Source organism: Endozoicomonas sp. YOMI1 (assembly GCF_024606345.1).
Lineage (GTDB): Bacteria > Pseudomonadota > Gammaproteobacteria > Pseudomonadales > Endozoicomonadaceae > Endozoicomonas.
Map to the genome: position 1 here is coordinate 1 of NZ_JAHHPM010000220.1, position 20705 is coordinate 20705.

The following is a 20705-nucleotide window of genomic DNA, read 5'->3' on the forward strand; positions in this document are numbered from 1 at the left end:
GTCCTCGCTACAGGCGCTATTCTCGGACAGCCTCCTAGACGGGCGCTATTCTCGGACATTCTCCTGGAACATGGGTAAGTCATTCAGTCAGGGTCAAGCCATGAAAAACTGTCGGTATACACTTGTCATTTGTTGTTTAGTTTTATTTTCCCTGCAAACCAGTGCAAGCCATGAGCTGAATATCAGCAGTCCCGTATTAATGAAACCTGAGCCATGGAGCCCCCATACCTTACTGGTGTTTGGGGACAGTCTCTCAGACAGTCATGGTGATGATTTTCACAAGCCGAATTCAGCACTTTCTACCTTCAATCTGCTGAAAACTTTGAGGGGTGATTTCAACCCGCTGGTCGAAGAGCCACCCATTGATCTGAGCCAGTTCTTCTCCCGCGCCAGCAGCATCCACAATATTGAACAAACATTTGAACTTTATCGGGTAGAACTTCAGGCAGAAAAACGCGAACAAAGCTTTATCCGACGGCTACTGACCGGGTTGGAAGAGCATGCTGTGAACCAGCTGGAAACACTGCTGACAAACATGCTGGCAGGCCTTGAATTCATGGAACAGAGGCTGGACAGTCACCTGCTGGGTGCTGTGAAACGTACCACCCGCTTTCTCCGCAATATTCAGCATTCCGATATTGCCCGTCAGATGCCCTCCATCAAACGTATCAGCAGGCTTCTGGCCAATAAGGCCGAGGCCCTGGGTGAAATTATCAATGCGGACCTGTTCTCTATGATGCCTGCTATGGCTGAAGAGACCTTACTATCAACCACCAGCCAGTTCGCCGACCAGATCCCTCTCCTGCCGGACAGCCAGCACTACGAAAAAGGGAAATGGACCACCGGCAGAGAGATGGATTTGATGTGGCCCGAGGTGCTGGTCAGAATGATGTCATACCCGAAACAGCAGAAAGTAAACCTTGATAACCGGGCCATGGCTGGCAGCTGGATACTCTGTGCTGAAAGTAAGCTGGGTAGACCCAGTGCCTTCCTGAGTTCTGTGGAGGGGGGCATGGACGCTGTTGTCACGCTCTTTCAGGGTAGCCTTATACCACCTTGCGAGGGTCTGATTGTTCAGTCCTATCTGAGTGAGCGCAATGACAAGGTCGATAAAGACACTTCAGATCCGCTGATCCCGCCGGACACCCTGGTGGTCTTTTTAAATGGCGGTAATGATTTCCTGAATAACTGGCAGGACCCTGACGATATTGCCCAGGAACAGGCACAGGATATTTACAATGTGCTGCAGGCTGGAGCCCAGCGGGTTATCGTGTTTTTACTGCCCGATATCACTTCTGCGCCCAGGTTTCTTAACGCCCCTGAACGACAGGAGCTGCATGAAAAATGGCGGGCATATAATGCCAGCCTGAGTATGAGAATTAACCTGTTAAGGGAGTCATTTCCACAGCACTCTGGCTATCGTGTCATGAAGATTGATGGTGAAGAAGTGTTTGAAATACTCCGAAAAGATCCGCAATGGGATTTTGTGCATCCAATTCTGAATATTCCGATACCGGGTATAGATGACAATGGAGAGGTTGAAAAAGATCGCCAGGCCCTTATTTCCCAAAAGCGCATAGAGGCTGAACAGCAGCGCAACATTGTTACCCAGGAACTGCTAAGCAATGCGGTATTTGATGACAGCTGGCAACCCGTCCGCGACCATTTCTCTCAGGTAACTCCCGGCAAAACAGCATTTTACAGCGACAGTGTGCACCCGAGTGCAGAGGCTCATTATGCCATTGCAGAACAGACCTGTCAGATCCTGGAAGAACGGTTTAACATTCCCTGCGATACCAGTAACTATCCTAAGGAGCTGGCCATAAAAGAAGCGCAACATCGTAGTAAACATAAATTGTTTTAAGTCACTGAAGCCCAAGCTTACTGAAGATGATTGATCTGACAATCAGGGTAGATGAAACCCGGCCAATACTCGACTTGACATTTATTTTTCTTGGGCTTTTATAGTGTCATTACGTTAATTGATCAAGAATACTTGGTTACAAAATGCGTGCATGTCAAGGTAATCCCCAGTTTGATGAATGCAGTAGTAGATCAACCAGCAGGTCGGAGTCCCAGGGTCAGAATGATTTCGGCACATGGCATACTAATTCAGTTTCTGTAGAAGAAAACCCAGGCCATTCTATTCACACTTTATCTGAGCAGGGCAAGCAGGAACAACCAGTAATATCACCAAATAAACCATTAGAAGACAGGCGAATATCACAAAATTTTCAGGTAACACATTCCATCGCTACTGCGAAAGTCAAACATGCTGATTCTGATGATGGAAATGGTGAATTTTATACCAAAAGTCAATCAGAAAAGCCTGCTGTTGAAACAAGCTCCCCTGATGGGAACGATACAATGCGTTCGGTTATTCCTATCTTTGTTGAATCAAAGGGGGAGATGTACAAGCTGAAGCAACTGCCCGACTTCGTTAAACTGCGTGACTTCGCCGAGAGCCAGGATGGCAAGTGGTCGAAAGTATATGAGGACAGGCAGAAAGTTCTTCTCGTGGAGTCCAGGCCAGAGGATCTGAAGCCCGGTGAAAAAGGCACCGGATTCAACATTGTTCGTGCGACTGTCGAGTGGGACGATATTAATCCCGAGACTCTGTTCAACACTCTACATGATGCTGACTACCGCAAAACCTGGGACAATAAGATGATTGAGGGGTACGAAATCTGTCAGCTGGATTCTCGGAATGACATTGGATACTACTCAGTGCAGCCTTATTGGCCGATCTCGAAACGTGATTTCTGCAACATGCGCTCCTGGATGGAGTTTACCAACGGCGAGTATATCATTATGAACCACAGCGTTTGCCATGCTGACTGTCCTGAGCGGGAAGGATTTGTAAGGGCTCGCTCAGTTCTCACTGGGTATTACATAATCCCGACCCCCTCTGGCGGGGCTAAACTGATCTATATCTCGCACACTGATCCGAAGGGTTTCATACCTGCATGGCTGGTTAACAACCTCATGGGCAACGTGATTCCTAGCATTGTTACTAACTTGCATGACTGTGCCCTAAAATACGATACCTGGTCTTTAGAGAACCATGGTGCTGATACAAAATATAAATGGCGCACACCAAAGATCGACTGGAACGACTCTACCAAAGAAGTCAAGGATGATGCTTAATTCCCTGTCCTTGTGCCGGACATGCCTTGCATCAGCCAATATAAACTTTGTACTCTTCCTGCTAAACCGTTGGTTTATCCAATAAGATACTCCCAATATCAGGACAAAACAGCAATCATTCAGCAGGAGATTGTGTATGAAACCCAGTGTACGTTGGCTCACCTATATTCAGATGTTGTTATTGTTGGCGATGGTTGTCGGTATTGTCGGTTATCGCAGTAACGTACTGCCGTTCAGTGCTTTGTCATTAACGTTTGCAGTATCGCTGGCTGGACTGTTATTAGTATCTGCGATCAGTCTGGGGGCTTTGCCGGTGGCCTGGGTTAAGCGCCACGGGCATTTGGCCAGGCATGCGGTGGTGGCCATGGTGCTTGGTGGCTTGCCATTAGTGGCTTTGATACTTATGGTTGGAACTTCAGGCTTCAGAGTGCCGCGTATTCACGATATTTCTACCGATACGGTGACGCCACCTGAATTTGTTGCCGCTCAGCAGGAACGCTCAGCGTCGGAAAATACCCTGGTTTACGGCGGCGAAGCCCTGGCTGCAAAGCAACAGCAAGCTTATCCCCATATTCAGCCCTATCAATCTGCCAGTGATGCACAGCAAACCTTTGGCAAAGCATTGGACACAGCGCAACAGTTGGGCTGGCGAGTCATTCGGGAAGATGCTGCAGGGGGGGTTATTGAGGCCGTGGAAGAAACCCGGGTGTTCGGTTTTAAGGATGACGTCATTATCCGCATCATCCCGTTGAACTCAGGCAGTCGTGTGGATGTACGTTCTGTATCGCGCGTTGGGCTGGGTGATTTGGGGGCTAATGCCAACCGTATCCAGCGTTATTTGCAGGCGCTGGAAGTAAATTTGAGAGGTTGATAAACAGCGGCGGGTTTAGTCGTAAACCCGCCCCAACCCTCAGGATACCAGCCAACAGTGCTTCATATCCAAAGGGATGAAACCACATCAAAAACCAAAATAGTCAGTCATTCTAACTGCTTTGTTATGTCCTAATCCCGCAGTAGAGCCTACAATTTATTATTTCTCAATATACCGGTGATGCCAAGAATGGATTCTGGACTAAATATTTCACAAAAATCAGTGTTCGTAAGTGGGTGTTCTGGTGATAGCCCTCAAGGCCATTACCCAAAACAGTCCGAGGCAAAATTCTTCCTCAGAGCCGTCAATACGATTTTATTTGAAATCAAAAAAAAGATATTAAAATCATTCAATTTCCACACACCAAGAAAGCTGTTATCAGAGCGTCGGATACATGCCGATTTGCCGGTTAACAAAAGCTATTTTGAATGTCAGGCAAAAATTCAGAAAAACCTGAAGCTTTTCAATAAAGCTCCGATTCTTCGCAAAGCTCACGAGAAAGCCCATCCCAATCACTTTCTTTTTGACCCTTCAAGGGATATCAAGCCTGAGCTGATGAAGCACATAACATCAGCACTGGATAAGAATATAAACTATCTATGGGTGTTAAAAATTGATAAAAACAATAATCCTGTTTTGCGAATTGGTTTTGAGCATGAAGTGGATGGAATGAAATATGGTCACCCAACGTTGATAGATGATGATGCAACCCAATTTGCCATTATCGGTGGTGAACTATTCTATGATCACAAAAATCAATGTTGGTCCATTAATAATTATTCGGGTCGTTATGGCTACCAGGATAGTAGCCTCATGTCATCACTTTCTCTGAAACCATCCGACTTGATGGACTTTGTTGCTGATCAGTTTGAAAAGTACGGAATACCCATTCAACAAACCGTTGATTACTCTGTATCATTTGGCAGGCTCATTAAAGGTTTAATAAAAAAGGCATTTACCAAACAAGCACTTGCTACAGCAAAACCGTCAGATGGAGAAGATAAAAATCAGTGGGTGACCAGGGTATTGAGAGAGTCGGGTATAACAGCAAACAAAAAGTATGCCCAGCGCAGAATGCGAATTGAAGTGAGCCCTGAGCAACTCGATTATTTCGTTGAACTACAGGAAGTGATTGCCCGGAAAATTCCACACGAAGCGCACAGACCAACCATTGATCTGTTTATCAGGGGAAAAAAAGCCGGCGATCACACCAAAGCCTGCACACTGGGTCTGTTAGGCGGTGTCGGTCCTCTCTCAGATGCTTACGTTATGAAGAGAGCCTTTCAAAACCTTAAAAAGCAGTCTGTTGATATGGATCATATGGTGGTTAATGTATTGTCCTGCCCCCCGCCACGAACCGCTATAGAGATCATCAAATACGGCAGTAAATACGTTAAGAACCTGCGAAGATTTGGTGCTCGAAAACATAACCAGTATGCCATAGCCAGTAATACAGCTCACATTAACTTCAGCAGGATAAAGCTTTTTGGCATCAGACCACTCAAGCACATAGTTTACCTGATTACTGAGAATATCAAGCGGAAAAATGCCAAAGGAGTCCTTGTATTGGGCACAACCCAGGCTCATTGGCATAAACTTTATCCGCGTCTACTGAAAGGAAAAAAGCTAAAAGCCTATTCATTATCTGCGGATGATCAAATAAAAATGCAGGAAGTTATTGATAAAACCAAAATGCTGCCTGGTGACATAGCAAAACAACGCCTGATCAGCCTGATCGAACAAGCCATTGCTCGCTTAGTCATGAAAGGAACAAAACCAAGCCATATATTGCTGGGTTGTACTGAATTACCCTTGGCTCTTGGAAAAAGGGGTATTAAAAAAATAAGCCGTAAATGGGGTGTTACCGTAGTTGACAGTGAACGGGAAATCGCTAAACAGTTCAGCAAAATGCTCCATAAAACACTTGCAAACTGAGATCAGTGAGCTTTAGTACCGAATGCCCATGTACTTTAAGAATAAATTTCAATAGCCGTGGTAACAGGCACAACACCGGCATCGCGGATGATTTTCTCCACGGCATGAGCCGTTGCAACATTTTCAGGCCAGGGCAGACCATGGCTCAGAATGGTTGATTCCAGTGCCACAACGGGCTGGCCCCTGGCCAGGGCTTGGCAAACTTCAGGGCTGGTATCGAGGCACGGTAATGACATGGCAATTCTCCAAAACAAAGATTTTGACAACATTAACAGCGAATAATGACTGAAATACTTTGCCGGGGGACGTCGAAAGAAAATCCCTACCCGCCTGAAACTTGGTGATTAACCCTTCGATTGTGCAAAATCCGGCTCTGATCACAGCTCAGGAAATTCGACAAATTTCAACTAAAATAAGGGTTTACCATAAAGAAATAGCTTTTTTTCATCTTTGCCGGGAACTTGTTACTGATAAAGCGTTCCAAATAAGTAGAGGGGACAATAGTCAGCAGAGCCGTTTCACTTTCATGTCGAGAGGAGAATGTATGATGCAGAAAAATTTAGCCCCTCAAATACTGATTGCCCTGATACTGGGAATGACCACTGGCATCATCATCCAGATGGTTGCCTCCCCCGAAGGTATTATTCAGGAATACCTGGTCAGTGGCCTCTTTCACGCCGTTGGTGTGATGTTCGTGGCAATGATAAAAATGCTGGTTGTCCCCCTTATTTTTGTCTCAATTGCCCACGCCGTGTGCAGCATTAATGACATTACTCAGGTCGGTAGACTGGGGGTTAAAACCTTTGGAATCTATCTGGGCAATACATTATTTGCCATCCTGTCAGCCATGGTTATCACATTGATGATTGCACCAGGTACCGGCGCCAATCTTGGTCACGTTGATCAAATGGTTCGCTCTGGCCAGTCTGAACTCCCATCACTGCTGAATATGATTATTAATGTGGTACCGGTGAACCCCTTTCAGGCGTTGGTAGAAGGCAATATTCTGCAAATCCTGTTTATGGCAATCATTACCGGTGTTGCCATAAAGAAGCTGGAAAACCACGAAACACACAGTGTCAGCAATGCTATTTCACTGGCCAACAGCGTGATGATGAAACTGATTGGCATGGTCATGAGTATGGCGCCCTTTGGGGTTTTCTTTCTGACCGCCAAACTGGCCGCCACATTAAACGGCAGCAGCATTTTTAGCGTGCTCTCCTATGTGCTGACCTGCCTGCTCATTATGAGCCTCTGGCTATTTGTCCTATATCCGGTACTGATTGGGCTGGTTATTAAACGTTCCCCGCTGGTGTTTATCCGTCATACCCGCGAACAGGTCATTTTTGCCCTCTCTACCGCCAGCTCCAACGCCTCCATCCCCATTACTTATCAGACACTGATCGAAAATTTCAAAGTCCCGGAACATATCGCCGGCTTCACGGTTCCCCTGGGAGCAACTATTAATATGTCTGGTTCTGCTATCTATATGAGCGTTGCCGCCCTGTTTGTGGCCAATGCCTGGCATGTTGACCTGAGCCTTCTGGAAATGGGCACCCTAGGATTCACCACCTTTCTTCTGGCCGTTGCTACTGGCGGTATACCCGGCGGAGCCGCAGTCTCTACCGGGGTACTGTTACACACCATGGGGCTGCCCGTTGAAGCCATGGCGATTATTCTGGCGACGGACCGGATTACCGATGCTGGTTGCACGGTCACCAATGTCGTTGGCAATACGGTTGCCGGCATTCTCTGCTCGGTGGGTGAAGCCTCTCCTGAAACCAGCGAAGAAAACTCAACAGGAAGTGAGAAAGCTGCCATCGATTCTGATGCGTTACCGGGCAAGCCTGACCTCTGTTAGAACCCACTTTCAAACGGAACATGATGAATGCTGGTCTTATGGTTAATAATGAACGTCCCTTAAAAACAAGGGCGATTAACTGGTATAATCTGCCGGTTTTTTAATAATTGGGTATGGACCATGCGTAGATTTCACGGCCTGTACGGTGTTACCGATAGTCAACTGCAACCCGATGACAGAATACTGATCGAGACGGTAGAGCAGGCTCTGATGGGCGGTATGAAAATCCTTCAATACCGCGATAAAAGCCTTGATTCCGGTAAAAGACTGCGACAGGCTGGCGCATTGAAGGTTCTCTGCCATCAGTACCAGGCCATGCTGATCATCAACGATGACGTTGAGTTGGCCCTTGATGTCGAAGCTGATGGCGTTCACCTTGGCCAGCAGGATGAAAGTATTGCCGATGCCAGAGCGCGGCTGGGTGATTATGCCATTATCGGTATCAGCTGTGAGAACTCTCTGGAAAAGGCAAAAGCGGCCGTTGAACAGGGTGCCAACTATATCGCCTTTGGCAAGTTTTTCCCCTCACGAACCAAACCCGATGCCAAAAATGCTGAGCTTGCCATTCTGGCACAGGCACAGAAAATGTTTGACCTGCCCATCGCCGCCATTGGCGGCATCACCACGGACAATGCTTCTGAGGTAATTTCTGCCGGTGCTGATATGGTTGCCGTCGTTAATAACCTGTTTGCGGCACAGAATATCCGGGATCGAGCCCAGAATTTTATGGCTCTGTTTAACGATACACAGCGTAAAGCTGTTTAACCTCTCACAATCGCACAATAAAGAATAGCGGCCACAACCTTGAGTTTAAGCCGCACAGCCTATGTTAAGGAATTGCCACCATGTCTCGTTCTGAACAACTTTTTGACGATGCCCGGACGGTCATCCCCGGGGGAGTAAACTCACCGGTCAGAGCATTTAAAGGAGTTGGCGGCAAGCCTGTCTTTTTTAAAAAAGCCCGTGGTGCACATCTTTATGATGTGGATGGCAGGGAATACATTGACTACATCGGCTCCTGGGGCCCCATGATCCTTGGCCACAACCACCCGGATGTGATCGCTGCTGTGCGTGATCAGGCCCTGGCTGGCATGAGTTTTGGTGCACCAACGGAGCTGGAAACCCGGCTGGCCAAAATGGTACGGGCGATGGTGCCTTCCATGGAGCTTCTGCGCATGGTCAACTCCGGTACTGAAGCGACCATGAGTGCCATTCGTCTGGCCCGTGGCTTTACCGGTCGTGATCGAATCGTCAAGTTTGAAGGCTGCTACCATGGGCACTCCGACTCCCTTCTGGTAAAAGCAGGTTCCGGAGCCCTGACTCTGGGTGTGCCCAATTCTCCGGGGGTACCCGCTGCGCTGGCCGAAAAAACCATTACCCTGACCTACAACAACCTTGCAGAGGTGGAAGAAACCTTCAAACAGGCAGGCGATGAAATTGCCTGTATCATCATTGAGCCGGTGGCTGGCAACATGAACTGCATTCCACCAGTCCCCGGTTTTCTGGAAGGATTACGCAAGCTGTGTGATGAACACGGCACTGTCCTTATATTTGATGAAGTCATGACCGGCTTCCGGGTTGCACTGGGTGGCGCCCAGGCCTTTTACGGCGTAAAACCCGATCTGACGACACTGGGTAAAATTATTGGCGGTGGCCTGCCCGTGGGTGCTTTTGGTGGTCGCAGGGAGATTATGGAGCATCTGGCACCATTGGGCCCTGTGTACCAGGCCGGGACACTCTCTGGCAACCCTCTGGCCATGGCTGCCGGTCTGGCAACCCTGGAAAACCTCTCTACCCACGGCTTTCATGAAACTCTGACGGAAAAAACCGCTGTACTTCTGCAAGGTCTCAAAGAAAAAGCAGAAGCCGCCGGTATTCCTTTCACCACATCCCAGGTAGGCGGCATGTTTGGTCTATTTTTCACAGACCAGCATAATGCCGACAATACCATAGACAGCTTTACCAAAGTGATGGCCTGTGACACCGTGCGTTATGCCAAATTCTTCCATGGTATGCTGGATAATGGCGTATACTTGGCTCCCTCAGCATTTGAGGCGGGATTCATATCCATTGCCCATGGTCAGGCAGAGCTGGACGCCACCTTAAAGGCGGCAGAGAAAGCATTCGCCAGACTGAACTGAATCAGCAGATAGAGAACGAGGTATGACGTAAATGAATACACCTGCCTCGTTGGTTATCTCCAGGTAAAAAATAATCCAATGGTTACACCGCTTTGCAAACAATGAGTTCTCTGGCCATTTCCGATGCCGTGCTGGCCTTTGCCTGCCTTTTTGCTGTTTTTCTTATGGCACAGCAAAAGGGTTTCGCTGACGTTCATCGCTTTTCTGCCACTGCGGCATTGTTGGGATTCCTGCTAATGGCACTGGCATCCATTACTGGCAGCCTGCGTTATGGTATCTCCAGTGCATGGTCAGGCCCCCACAACATGCTGGTGAATGCCGCCATGTTTCTTGCCCCGCCACTGACCGGCATTGCTACCTGTCTTGGCGTCACCGTCAGCAGCTGGAGTCGGGCTGCCTGGGGCAGGCTGATATTGGGCGTGTGCGTGGTTTACGAAGTCTGTCGATGGTTCGGTGCAGACATCATTTACCGTGACCTGCAAATGGCTGTGCTGCTGATTTTCGCGTTATATCTGCTATTGCGCTCGTCTGTGGAGTCAGGTCCGAAGTTGTTGATCATGGCTTCTGTTGCCAGCTATTTTACCGGTGCACTGATCATCGGTACCGAAGGCACTCTCGCCGGCTATCTGAGGCTGGATTTATTCCGGTACTTGATTGGACTGGGCAACCTGCTACTGAGCAGCGGCCTGTATCTACTCTTTAAAAACCGCTATCAAAACGACAACGACAGACAGTTATCAGCCTGAGCCTTATTAAGCCCGGAACCGAAGCACTATCACGCTCCCTGGTAATACAGAGGGTCGGCAATGCGTTTTAACGCAAAAAACTCATGCCCCTTGTCATCATAAACTTTTCTTAGCTTGCGGCTGCTGACCAGGCCACTCAACTCAGAAAAAACATGGCCAAAGCCGGAGCATCCGGAACGCAGACGCTTGCAAACCTCAGCGTCCTTTTTTTGCTCCGGATTCTGATGGTGCCGCTGAATCAGCATCTCCTGCAACCTGCCACTGAGGATACGCTTCGCTATAGGCTGTGCCAGGTAACAGGCCATGGCCCGGGACAACCAATCCAGGGCAAAGTGCAGCATTTGCCATTTTGCTTCCTGCCCATTATTCAGCTTGTCACCGGTCAAGATGACCACGTCCATCTGCTCGGGAAAAATACACTGACGCAGATAGAACCAGGCCGCATCTTCACAAACACGCCCATAGACCCGATCCTGATTCAGCCACTGTTCAATACACAACTTCTCGTTGGCAAGATCACTTTTGTTCCGATGGGTATTAATCTCCCGGAGAAACCTTTGAACCATCAAATCACTATCGCTGAAGCGCCCCTCCCTTGGCATAAACAACTGCCGTGCGGCAGTTGCCCTGGCCTCTTTCTCAGGAGGCGGTACCGAAGATGTAACGGGGGAACGCTGGTCTGTCAGCACCGCTTCCGGGGGCTTACCCGGACTCTTGCTTTCTGCAGAATCTGATCGTACAGGCAAATCAGCCACCGACAGCAAATGGCTCTGCTCAACCGGCTGCGCAGCTTCAGGTGTTTGTTCCGTATTCGGGCTCCACTGATTCGGGGCAACTACGTTCCCGCTGAACTCCGCCCTGCTGTGCTGATGTGTTTTTCTTTTTTTCCTGCTTTTCGCGCTGCCAGCCTCAACGACAACCGGCGTTTTAACAGCATCTGTTTCTGCAGTGCTGGTCATGGCAGGAATATTTAACTCACAGATTTCAATTAATGAATCCAGCCTTCGCCTGAGAGACTCTGGCAAACCGGGTAAGCTGTGCAACTCTTGATACAGTTCCCGGGACTTTTTAAACCGGCCAAAACCCAGGTTAATATCACCCGCATCTTTGAGCAGCAGCGGGGACCAGCCACTATCTACCGCATTTGCCAGATGTATGAGGGCAATCAGCGGGCGTTTTTCAAACCCTGTGGAACCAAGGTACATTAGGCCTTGGGTCAACTTCGCCAGCCCACTTACAAAGGATGACTCCTGCACCTCACGATGTTGATCGAAGTACTTATATATTTTTCTTTTCGTGGTCCCCTTGTCTGCATCCTTGAATACCCCACCGAGCATATTATTTAATGCGCCTTTCGATGCCCGCAATTTCTCCCCTGATTCCTGAAACACCTGCCTGATATGATTGTGGGTATACCGGTTGCGTCGAGAGCGGAGTTCGAGCCTGCCACCACCCTTTCGGGAGCGAATGATGTCACTCCAGTCGAAAGTAACTATCTGCCTCAGCCCTTCCGGATACTCAACAAACCGTTTGATCTCAGGCTTGGTGTTGGTACCCATTAGCAGCCCCCCCAAATCCAGCATGAACAAGTCCCGGGGCGTCATGTTTTCAAGACAGCTTTTGCTGTTTTTTTTAGTCAGCTTGAGGAGTGTGGTGAATGCATCCAGCAGCTCCCGGGCAAAGGCTCGCTCCAACATAATCAGTTCAGTGCTTCGGTTCATGAACGGGACCAGCAGACCCGGAATAAGCAAGGGTGAAACCAGCAGCAGCTTATCCGTATTACAACTCAGTCTCACCAGCAGCCAGGCGGCGGGAAAAAATTCAGTCTCCCGGACCAACTGATAAAGTTCTTGCACCTGCTCATAATCCATAGAAGATGGTGACTGCCCGGAAATCACCAGATATAGCTCAACAGCCCTGAGATAAAGGTCGAGAAAATCCGTATCAATGTTCTTGAGTTTTGTCAGGATCGGTTCAATGGCTTCAGGCTCCCCGGCATATTGAAAAGCCAGAAATGCTGAAAACAGATAATTGCATTTCTCACCATTACTGGCGAAGGGAGACAGTTGCTCTTCTTCATCACAAATGCATTTAGCGAAAAGGTGCATTGTCGCCCTGCTATCGAAGGGATGCCGTTTGCCAAAGGCTGACATCACCGCAACTATTTTATCCTGACTCGATAAATGGCTGTTCTTTTCGCTGTTAACAGGGTTCCCCATTAACAGCTCAGGGCAATGATCAGCAACAACTGTTGCAGAACTTTGGGGAGTGGCATCAGGAAACGCAGGGACAGGGGACCCTGAACATGCCAGCGAAGAGACATTAATCACTGCCAACTCTCGTCCCCACACTATGGCTGAGGCTGAGTCAGAGGCAAACATCGCATCCCGGTCATCGGGGACAGCACTGCCAACTTCCAGCGACTTAAGAGAATCTGGCAGTGAATCCATAATATTCCCCCACTACTGGCACTGGCCAAAGGATGACGGTGCTGATGCCATGGATACGAGCTTTATATAAGACTGAGTAACCAGCGGTTAAGTTCAGTCCCTGCTGGGAATATGGGGCATCACGGGAAAAGGTCGGACATTATCACCTTGTGCTTCGGAAACCTTGCCAGTTCCCTCTTTTTCCACCTCATCAATACGAATAATGGCATTCAGTGGAATGTAACTGCGCTTTACCCCTTCAAAGGCTGCCTTCAGTTTCTCTTCACCCGGGTCAACCAGCAGCTGACTGCGCTCACCGAAGACAAACTCCTCAACCTCAATGAAGCCCCAGAGTTCACTCTGGAAGATCTGCCGGGCATAAATTTCATATACTTCGCCCTGATTTTGAAAAATCACACGGAAAATGGGGGTTTTCGCCATGGGGTTCTAATACCACGTTAATTCTGCCCAAGCGTTTTACGGCTTAAGCTGACCATAGGATTTCTGGACGCAGATCATAACACAAAGCCTGACTGCAATGGTTTGCTTAATTACACCGGAAATGTACAAACCTGGCAGGCGGTATTATTCGTCATCCCACTGCCAGACTCTGCAATGACCACAAGCCAGCCTATGCAATCACTGCTTAACCGGGACATATCATTGACTATCCTCCATGGTGCAGGGTAGCTATAATGCCCGTTTTATGAACAGGCTTAACCTCGCTGCAGGTTTGAGCCCTTCCCGGCACAAGCCAGTAAAGTGTGAAATGAGCAAAAAACTGTATATCAAGACCCATGGTTGCCAGATGAATGAGTACGATTCCGCCCGTATGGCTGATCTGCTCGGTGAGACCCATACCCTGGAGCTGACGGACAACCCTGAAGAAGCCGATGTCCTGCTGGTGAACACCTGTTCCGTGCGGGAAAAAGCCCAGGAAAAGCTTTTCCACCAGCTGGGTCGCTGGCGAAAACTGAAAGAAAAGAACCCGGACCTGATCATTGGCGTTGGCGGCTGCGTTGCCAGCCAGGAAGGTGATGAGATCCGTAAACGGGCGCCCCAGGTTGATGTGGTGTTTGGCCCACAGACCCTGCACCGTTTGCCGGAAATGATTGATGCCAGCAAGGCCAACCATATTCCTGTGGTGGACGTTACCTTCCCGGAAATTGAAAAGTTTGACCGTCTGCCAGAACCCAGTGTGGATGGTCCAACGGCTTTTGTTTCCATTATGGAAGGCTGTGACAAGTACTGCACTTACTGCATCGTTCCTTATACCCGTGGTGCGGAAATCAGCCGCCCCATGGATGACGTTATTGCTGAATGTTATGGCCTGGCGGAAAAAGGTGTTCGGGAAATCAACCTGCTGGGGCAAAACGTCAACGCCTATCGTGGTGAAAAACACGATGGCACCGTCTGTGACCTGGCGGAATTGATCACCCTGGTGGCCGCCATTGACGGGATTGACCGTATTCGCTTTACCACTTCTCACCCACTGGAGTTTTCTGACAGTCTGGTGAATGTCTACGCCGAAGTCCCCGAGCTGGTCAGCCACCTGCACCTGCCGGTACAGAGTGGTTCAGACCGGGTTTTGCAACTGATGAAACGGGAGCACACTGCGGCAGACTACCTGAAGAAAATACGTCAGCTGCTGGCAATCCGCCCTGACCTGAAGCTCTCTTCAGACTTTATTGTCGGCTTCCCGGGAGAAACCGATCAGGACTTTGAAGACACCATGAACCTGATTGCGGAAGTGGGCTTTGATGCCTCTTTCAGTTTCATCTTCAGTAAGCGCCCGGGTACTCCGGCTGCCGATATGGAAGATAATGTTCCCGAGGAAGTGAAGAAACAGCGCCTGCAGATTCTGCAGAACCGAATTAATCAGCAGGTTATTCAAATCAGCCGCCGCCTGGTTGGCAGCACCCGGAAGATCCTGGTGACCGGTTACTCCAGGAAAGATCCGGGACAATTATCAGGACGTACCGAGTGCAACCGGGTAGTGAACTTCCAGTGTGCTGATCCTCGCCTGATTGGCCATTTTGCGGATGTTGAGATTGTTGAAGCGCTGCCACACTCTCTGCGTGGCACGCTGATCAGTTCCGCGCCGGGCAGTGTTGCCTGAGAAAAAGAGGCTTAACGCTTCTTTTTTATAGGGAATCCTGACTGGCTTACACTCAGAGACCATCGTAATATCTTACCTGAATCCACTTGCAGTAAAGGCTAAACACTGACTTTGAATACCAGAATACAAGGACAGGACTCTTCCGGAAGTAACAACGCCTCTGGCCATAACGCCACTGATCAAAACGTCTGCCGCTTCTCTCTTGAGCCTGATGAGCCACAGAGGTTCGCCGAACTCTGTGGGCAATTCAACCAGCACCTGAAACAGATCGAAGAACGTCTCGGCGTCACCATCCGTCACCGTGGCAATGCCTTTGCCATCACTGGTGAAAATGGCCGTGCTGAGGTAGCAGGCGAGGTAGTCAAGCGACTGTTCAGAGAAACCGGTAAGGACGAACCACTCAGCCCGAATACGGTTCACCTGTTCCTGCAGGAATCTGCCCTTGAGTGGATACATGAAGAACCCGAAGACAAGCTGATCTCACTGCGTACCCGTAAAGGCCTGATTACGCCCCGGGGGCCTAACCAGCAAAGTTATGTAAGATCGATTCTGCAGCACGATATCAATTTCGGCATCGGCCCTGCGGGTACCGGTAAAACCTACCTGGCCGTTGCCGCTGCAGTGCAGGCCCTGGAAGAAGAACAGATCCGTCGTATTCTGCTGGTTCGCCCTGCGGTTGAAGCGGGTGAAAAACTGGGCTTCCTGCCTGGCGACCTGTCCCAGAAAATCGACCCTTATCTCAGGCCTCTCTACGATGCCCTTTATGAAATGCTGGGTTTTGAGCGGGTTGACCGACTGATAGAGAAAAATGTTATTGAAGTTGCCCCACTGGCCTATATGCGTGGTCGTACACTCAATAATTCATTTATTATTCTTGATGAGTCTCAGAATACCACTCAGGAGCAGATGAAGATGTTCCTGACCCGTATCGGCTTTGGCTCTACCGCAGTGATTACCGGTGATATCACCCAGGTTGACCTGCCCAGGGGGACACGCTCCGGTCTGGCCAGTGCTATTGAAGTCCTCAAAGGGGTCGACGGTATCGGCTTTACCTGGTTTACCGCCAAGGACGTGGTACGCCATCCGCTGGTGCAACGGATCGTTCAGGCCTATGACCGTTTCGACAAGCTGACTCAGGAGCAGTCAACAGGGAAATATTCCCGACCGGGTAAGAAACCTTCTACTCCCCATTCTGCAGGCTCTCATCCGGCTGAAGGCTCTTTACCGGCTGAAGGCTCTTTATTACCGGCTGAAGGCTCTTCATCATCCAAAGGCGCACAATAATGGCCTCGGTGCATATTGATGTGATGATTAACAGCAACAGCTCACAGCTTCCCGAACAGAGTGAGCTGGAAAAGTGGGCTGCGGCAGCAGTTGGTCAGCACCGTCAGGAAGCTGAAATCAGCCTCCTGATCGTCGATGAAGATGAAGGTGCCGAACTTAACCGGCAATGGCGGGGCAAGGACGGGCCTACCAATGTACTGTCCTTTCCTTCCGATCTTCCTGCCGAACTGAAGTTGCCATTACTGGGTGATTTGATTATCTGCGTCCCTGTTGTTGAGCAGGAAGCTATTGAGCAGAAAAAAAGTCTCAATTCCCACTGGGCTCATATGATGGTTCATGGCACACTTCACTTGCTTGGCTACGATCACATTGACGATCAGGAAGCCCAAGAAATGGAGTCTCTGGAGACGGAAATTCTTGGTCAGCTCGGCTATCCTGATCCCTATCAGGACAGAGAGTAAACCTGACAGGCTTTGGATCACGATTAACACATTCATCAGTAAACCGCCCACCAGGAGCCTGTCGGACTTAAACGTCCGTAGCGAGGATTGCGAGAAATTGAGGATAAAAATTTCTGATTCTCTGGAGAATAGCGGGGCTATTTGACGAAGAAGCAGGGATTTTTAGACCAATTTATCGGTAGGACAGTCTTAAGTCCGACAGGCTCCTGGGTGGGCATAGCCGTGAAGACAGAGGGCAATGAGCGACGACCATTCGACGGAAGATCATCCGTCACCATCATGGATGGACAAACTGACCAGCATGTTTCACCAGGACCCCAAAGACCGCAATGCACTTCTGGGAATACTAAGAGATGCCGGAAGCCGGGGCATGCTCGATGATGAAGCGCTAAGCATCATTGAAGGCGCTGTTCAGGTCGCGGACATGCAGGTCCGTGAAATCATGATTCCCCGCTCCCAGATGGTCTGTGTGGATGAAGACCAGAATCCGGAAGAGTTCCTTCCCCAGGTTATAGAGTCGGCCCACTCCCGCTTCCCGGTTATTGGCGATACCAAAGATGAAGTTATTGGTATCCTGCTGGCCAAAGATTTGCTGCCGTTGATTCTTAACACGGGTGGCAAATTCAATATCAAGAACCATTTGCGACCAGCGACGTTTATACCGGAAAGCAAACGCCTGAATGTTTTGCTCAGGGAGTTTCGCACCAACCGTAACCATATGGCCATTGTGATTGATGAGTTCGGTGGTGTGGCTGGTCTGGTCACCATTGAGGATGTGCTTGAGCAGATTGTTGGTGATATCGAGGATGAAACCGATGTTGATGAAGACACCTTTATCAAACCGGCGGATGACCTTGAACACGCCTTTATTGTCAAAGCACTGACGCCTATTGAAGACTTTAACGACCAGTTTGCCACCAAATTTTCGGATGATGAGTTCGATACCATTGGTGGTATTGTGACGCAAGAGTTTGGCCATATGCCAACCCGCAATGAATCCGTGGAAATTTCCGGCTTCCGTTTTGATGTACTGAACGCCGATGGTCGTCGGATTAGACTGCTGCGGGTAACCCCCTGCTGATGCCTCCTGCGACTCCCCTTTCATCACTACAGATCGTGCGCTACTTGCTGTCGCTGGCAGCAGGTGCGGCCATGCCCCTGGGCTTCAGTCCTTTTGACTTCTGGCCAGTTCCCATGCTGGCCATTGGTATTATCTTTCTCCTGACCCGAACTTTACCCATCAAGACGGCAACAATGTGCGGCTTTCTTTTTGGTGTCGGTATGTTTGGGGCGGGTACATCCTGGATATACGTCAGTATCCATGAATTTGGGGCCGCTTCACCCATGCTGGCCGGGCTGCTGACCGGGCTTTTTGTCCTTGGCATTTCCGCCCTGATGATCATGCCGATCTTCCTGATCTATAGCTGGTTTAACCAGCGAAAAGCCGGGCAAGGTAGTACCTGCAAACTTCCACCCTGGCAACAGGCACTGATATTTTCAGGCCTCTGGGTGCTGTTTGAGTGGGTGCGCAGCTGGCTGCTGACTGGCTTCCCATGGCTATTATCGGGCTATGCACTTCTGGACACACCATTTGCTGCGCTGGCCCCGGTTATCGGGACCTATGGCTTAAGCCTGCTGATGGCAGCTACAGCCTGCCTGTTGTTTGCCCTGGTTATTCCGGCTAAACAGCAGCGAACACCCAACATTATTGCTTTATTCATCGCCCTGGTATGTTGGGGACTCCCGTGGCCGCTGAACGACATTCAATGGACAGAAAAAACCGGCGATATCTCCTTCAGCGCTGTACAGGGAAATATCCCCCAAAGCCTGAAGTGGGACCCTGACTTTATTCACTCCACCATCATTAATTACATTGGCCTGAGTGAAGACCAATGGCAGCAGGAATTGATTATCTGGCCGGAAAATGCCATTCCACTGTTTTATAACCGTGCCCGGGGCTTGATGACCCAGCTGGACAGACTGGCTCGTCAGAATAACAGTACATTAATTCTTGGCATGCCAGTGGATGATAACTCTGGCAGCGAAACCCGTTACTTCAACAGTGTTCTGTCTCTGGGAGAAGGCTATTTACCCGCTGGAGGCCCCGGCCGCTACGACAAACAGAAGCTGGTGCCATTTGGTGAGTATGTTCCCATGGAGTCCATGCTGCGCGGATTGATTGATTTCTTTAATCTGCCCATGTCTGAATTTTCCCGCGGAAGCTCACAACAAACCTTACTCAAGGCTGGCGAGGTAACCATTGCCCCTTATATTTGTTATGAGGTGGTCTACCCGGACTTTGCCGCACAAATGGCTCAAGAGAGTGGGCTGCTGATTACCATCAGCAACGATACCTGGTTTGGTAAATCCATTGGCCCTGTCCAGCATTTCCAGATTGCCCGGATGCGAGCACTGGAAACCGGACGCTTCATGATCCGGGCCACCAATGATGGCATTACCGCTCTGATTGATGAAAAGGGAGGTGTGGTAAAAACGATTCCGCGCTTTACCCATGGCGTTTTGTCAGCAACCGCAGAGATTCGCGAGGGTCAGACGCCATTTATGATGTACGGCTCCTGGCCGGTGTTACTACTAAGCTTTCTTCTGATTATACTGCCGCTGTATGTTAATCCCCGAAAATGAAGTCAATGATGCCAGGGGCCAGAGCAATTCATGAACAATTGCCATGCAGGGCAGACTGTTCCCGAACAGCCTTTCAGGGGGCCATTGTCTGCCCAAGAGCCATTTCCCTGGTTAAATCCACCTCCTGTTGAAAACGTTCAAACGCAGCGAAAAGTTCATACTCTATAGTTTCCAGCCAACTCTGTCTTTCAGGTTCTTCCAACTCTGACAATCGTAGATATTCCCCAACATAACCCATTAACTGATCTATCATCTGTTCATCAGGCTTGAGATGATCCAATGGCGTATTACCCAGGTTATCCAGCTTTGCCAAACTCTGCCAGGCTCCCTCTGCTAACAATATTGCAAATACTTTAACCCTCTCGGGATGATGACTTCTCGCTGCGTGGTGAAGTGGCCTGACATCCGCATCGGTCGGATGATTGATAGCACTTTGATAGTCAGGGGCAGTCCTGAACATATCACAGTACCACCGCATAACCTCTTCCCTGCCACCGGCTGCCAGATTAAACCGGTTATTGCCAGTATTATTGGTAGCCTGTCCCTTTAAATCACCCGGAATTAATATTGCCTTCATGGATCGAAACAATTGGTAATATCCCTCCAGCATCGCTTCGGGAGCATTGTTTAACAGAAAAACCAATATTTGATCTGGACAATCTTTGTTGATTGCCGGGCCAACTTTACCTGCAACTTCATAGGCGATTTCACCTGCTGATCTGGCACCATTGGGTTCATTAAACATTGATACGATTTGGTCATGGGGAACTGAGTCACGAATCCCCTGAAATGCCTGAGAATCCATTGCAGCAAATGTCCAGTGAAGAGGATTCATGCCAAAAGGATAATCAACATCCCTGCCAATGCGCAATGCTGCAACAGCTTCAGAAACAAATGGTTTTGCCTTATCAGCAAAATCAGGTATGTGTCGGCACTTGGAAAAATCAAGCACTCTTTGGTCCATAGTTGAAGCAATTCCATCACTGGCAATAGTCTCTCCAGACACATGTCTATATGGATCAGCAAGCTGAGCTCCGGGGGCATCCATCAAAATATCCTCTCACCGCT

Annotated in this window: 16 protein-coding genes and 1 pseudogene; 13 read left to right on the top strand and 4 right to left on the bottom strand. The window is 49.2% G+C overall.

From position 1 onward, the window contains the following. The first annotated feature begins 199 nt into the window (after window positions 1-199). From KDK15_RS07680 to KDK15_RS07695, 4 genes are all read left to right on the top strand, one after another. On the top strand, window positions 200-1864 hold the full coding sequence (locus KDK15_RS07680) for an SGNH/GDSL hydrolase family protein (RefSeq protein WP_257294774.1): 1665 nt from the start codon (window positions 200-202) through the stop codon (window positions 1862-1864). A gap of 503 nt (window positions 1865-2367) precedes the next feature. Beyond that, entirely contained in the window at window positions 2368-3147 is a 780-nt protein-coding gene (locus KDK15_RS07685) for an START domain-containing protein (RefSeq protein WP_257294775.1), read from the top strand. Window positions 3148-3283: 136 nt separating this feature from the next. Beyond that, window positions 3284-4018, top strand: coding sequence for a DUF1499 domain-containing protein (locus KDK15_RS07690; RefSeq protein ID WP_257294776.1), 735 nt, complete (start codon window positions 3284-3286; stop codon window positions 4016-4018). 189 nt (window positions 4019-4207) lie between these two features. Next, on the top strand, window positions 4208-5953 hold the full coding sequence (locus tag KDK15_RS07695) for an aspartate/glutamate racemase family protein (RefSeq protein WP_257294777.1): 1746 nt from the start codon (window positions 4208-4210) through the stop codon (window positions 5951-5953). Window positions 5954-6003: 50 nt separating this feature from the next. Here KDK15_RS07695 and KDK15_RS07700 read toward each other — a convergent pair. Further along, a pseudogene (locus tag KDK15_RS07700) lies at window positions 6004-6189 on the bottom strand (pseudouridine-5'-phosphate glycosidase); the annotation flags it as partial. Between the two features lie 308 nt (window positions 6190-6497). Between KDK15_RS07700 and KDK15_RS07705 the strand changes: the two are divergent. The 4 genes from KDK15_RS07705 to KDK15_RS07720 all read left to right on the top strand — a co-directional run bounded on the left by KDK15_RS07705 (window position 6498) and on the right by KDK15_RS07720 (window position 10701). Further along, window positions 6498-7814 carry a dicarboxylate/amino acid:cation symporter gene (locus KDK15_RS07705; RefSeq protein WP_257294778.1) on the top strand — a complete coding sequence of 439 codons (1317 nt, stop codon included), beginning with the start codon at window positions 6498-6500 and terminating at the stop codon, window positions 7812-7814. 120 nt (window positions 7815-7934) lie between these two features. Further along, complete coding sequence (gene thiE / locus KDK15_RS07710) at window positions 7935-8579, top strand: thiamine phosphate synthase (RefSeq protein WP_257294779.1); 645 nt, start codon at window positions 7935-7937, stop codon at window positions 8577-8579. An 80-nt stretch (window positions 8580-8659) separates the two neighbouring features. Next, window positions 8660-9955: a glutamate-1-semialdehyde 2,1-aminomutase gene (gene hemL / locus KDK15_RS07715; protein ID WP_257294780.1), complete on the top strand. Its 1296-nt coding sequence runs from the start codon at window positions 8660-8662 to the stop codon at window positions 9953-9955. Window positions 9956-10047: 92 nt separating this feature from the next. Beyond that, on the top strand, window positions 10048-10701 hold the full coding sequence (locus KDK15_RS07720; RefSeq protein WP_257294781.1) for a hypothetical protein: 654 nt from the start codon (window positions 10048-10050) through the stop codon (window positions 10699-10701). A 29-nt stretch (window positions 10702-10730) separates the two neighbouring features. On the opposite strand, the gene KDK15_RS07725 is transcribed toward KDK15_RS07720, so the two are convergent. Beyond that, window positions 10731-13151 carry a hypothetical protein gene (locus KDK15_RS07725; protein WP_257294782.1) on the bottom strand — a complete coding sequence of 807 codons (2421 nt, stop codon included), beginning with the start codon at window positions 13149-13151 and terminating at the stop codon, window positions 10731-10733. A gap of 93 nt (window positions 13152-13244) precedes the next feature. Then, window positions 13245-13571: a DUF1820 family protein gene (locus KDK15_RS07730; RefSeq protein ID WP_257294783.1), complete on the bottom strand. Its 327-nt coding sequence runs from the start codon at window positions 13569-13571 to the stop codon at window positions 13245-13247. A gap of 328 nt (window positions 13572-13899) precedes the next feature. On the opposite strand from KDK15_RS07730, the gene miaB reads away from it, so the two are divergent. From miaB to lnt, 5 genes are all read left to right on the top strand, one after another. Then, window positions 13900-15249: a tRNA (N6-isopentenyl adenosine(37)-C2)-methylthiotransferase MiaB gene (gene miaB, locus KDK15_RS07735; RefSeq protein WP_257294784.1), complete on the top strand. Its 1350-nt coding sequence runs from the start codon at window positions 13900-13902 to the stop codon at window positions 15247-15249. A gap of 111 nt (window positions 15250-15360) precedes the next feature. Continuing rightward, window positions 15361-16533, top strand: a complete 1173-nt coding sequence (locus tag KDK15_RS07740) for a PhoH family protein (RefSeq protein ID WP_257294785.1) — start codon at window positions 15361-15363, stop codon at window positions 16531-16533. Continuing rightward, complete coding sequence (gene ybeY, locus KDK15_RS07745; protein WP_257294786.1) at window positions 16533-16994, top strand: rRNA maturation RNase YbeY; 462 nt, start codon at window positions 16533-16535, stop codon at window positions 16992-16994. Before KDK15_RS07740 ends, ybeY begins: the two co-directional genes overlap by 1 nt. Window positions 16995-17232: 238 nt before the next feature. After that, window positions 17233-18075, top strand: a complete 843-nt coding sequence (locus KDK15_RS07750) for an HlyC/CorC family transporter (RefSeq protein ID WP_257294787.1) — start codon at window positions 17233-17235, stop codon at window positions 18073-18075. Beyond that, complete coding sequence (gene lnt, locus KDK15_RS07755; protein ID WP_257294788.1) at window positions 18075-19637, top strand: apolipoprotein N-acyltransferase; 1563 nt, start codon at window positions 18075-18077, stop codon at window positions 19635-19637. The genes KDK15_RS07750 and lnt overlap by 1 nt, the downstream gene beginning before the upstream one ends. Window positions 19638-19710: 73 nt before the next feature. Here the strand turns inward: lnt and KDK15_RS07760 are convergent, their stop codons facing one another. Beyond that, on the bottom strand, window positions 19711-20685 hold the full coding sequence (locus tag KDK15_RS07760; protein WP_257294789.1) for a hypothetical protein: 975 nt from the start codon (window positions 20683-20685) through the stop codon (window positions 19711-19713). Window positions 20686-20705: the final 20 nt, after the last annotated feature.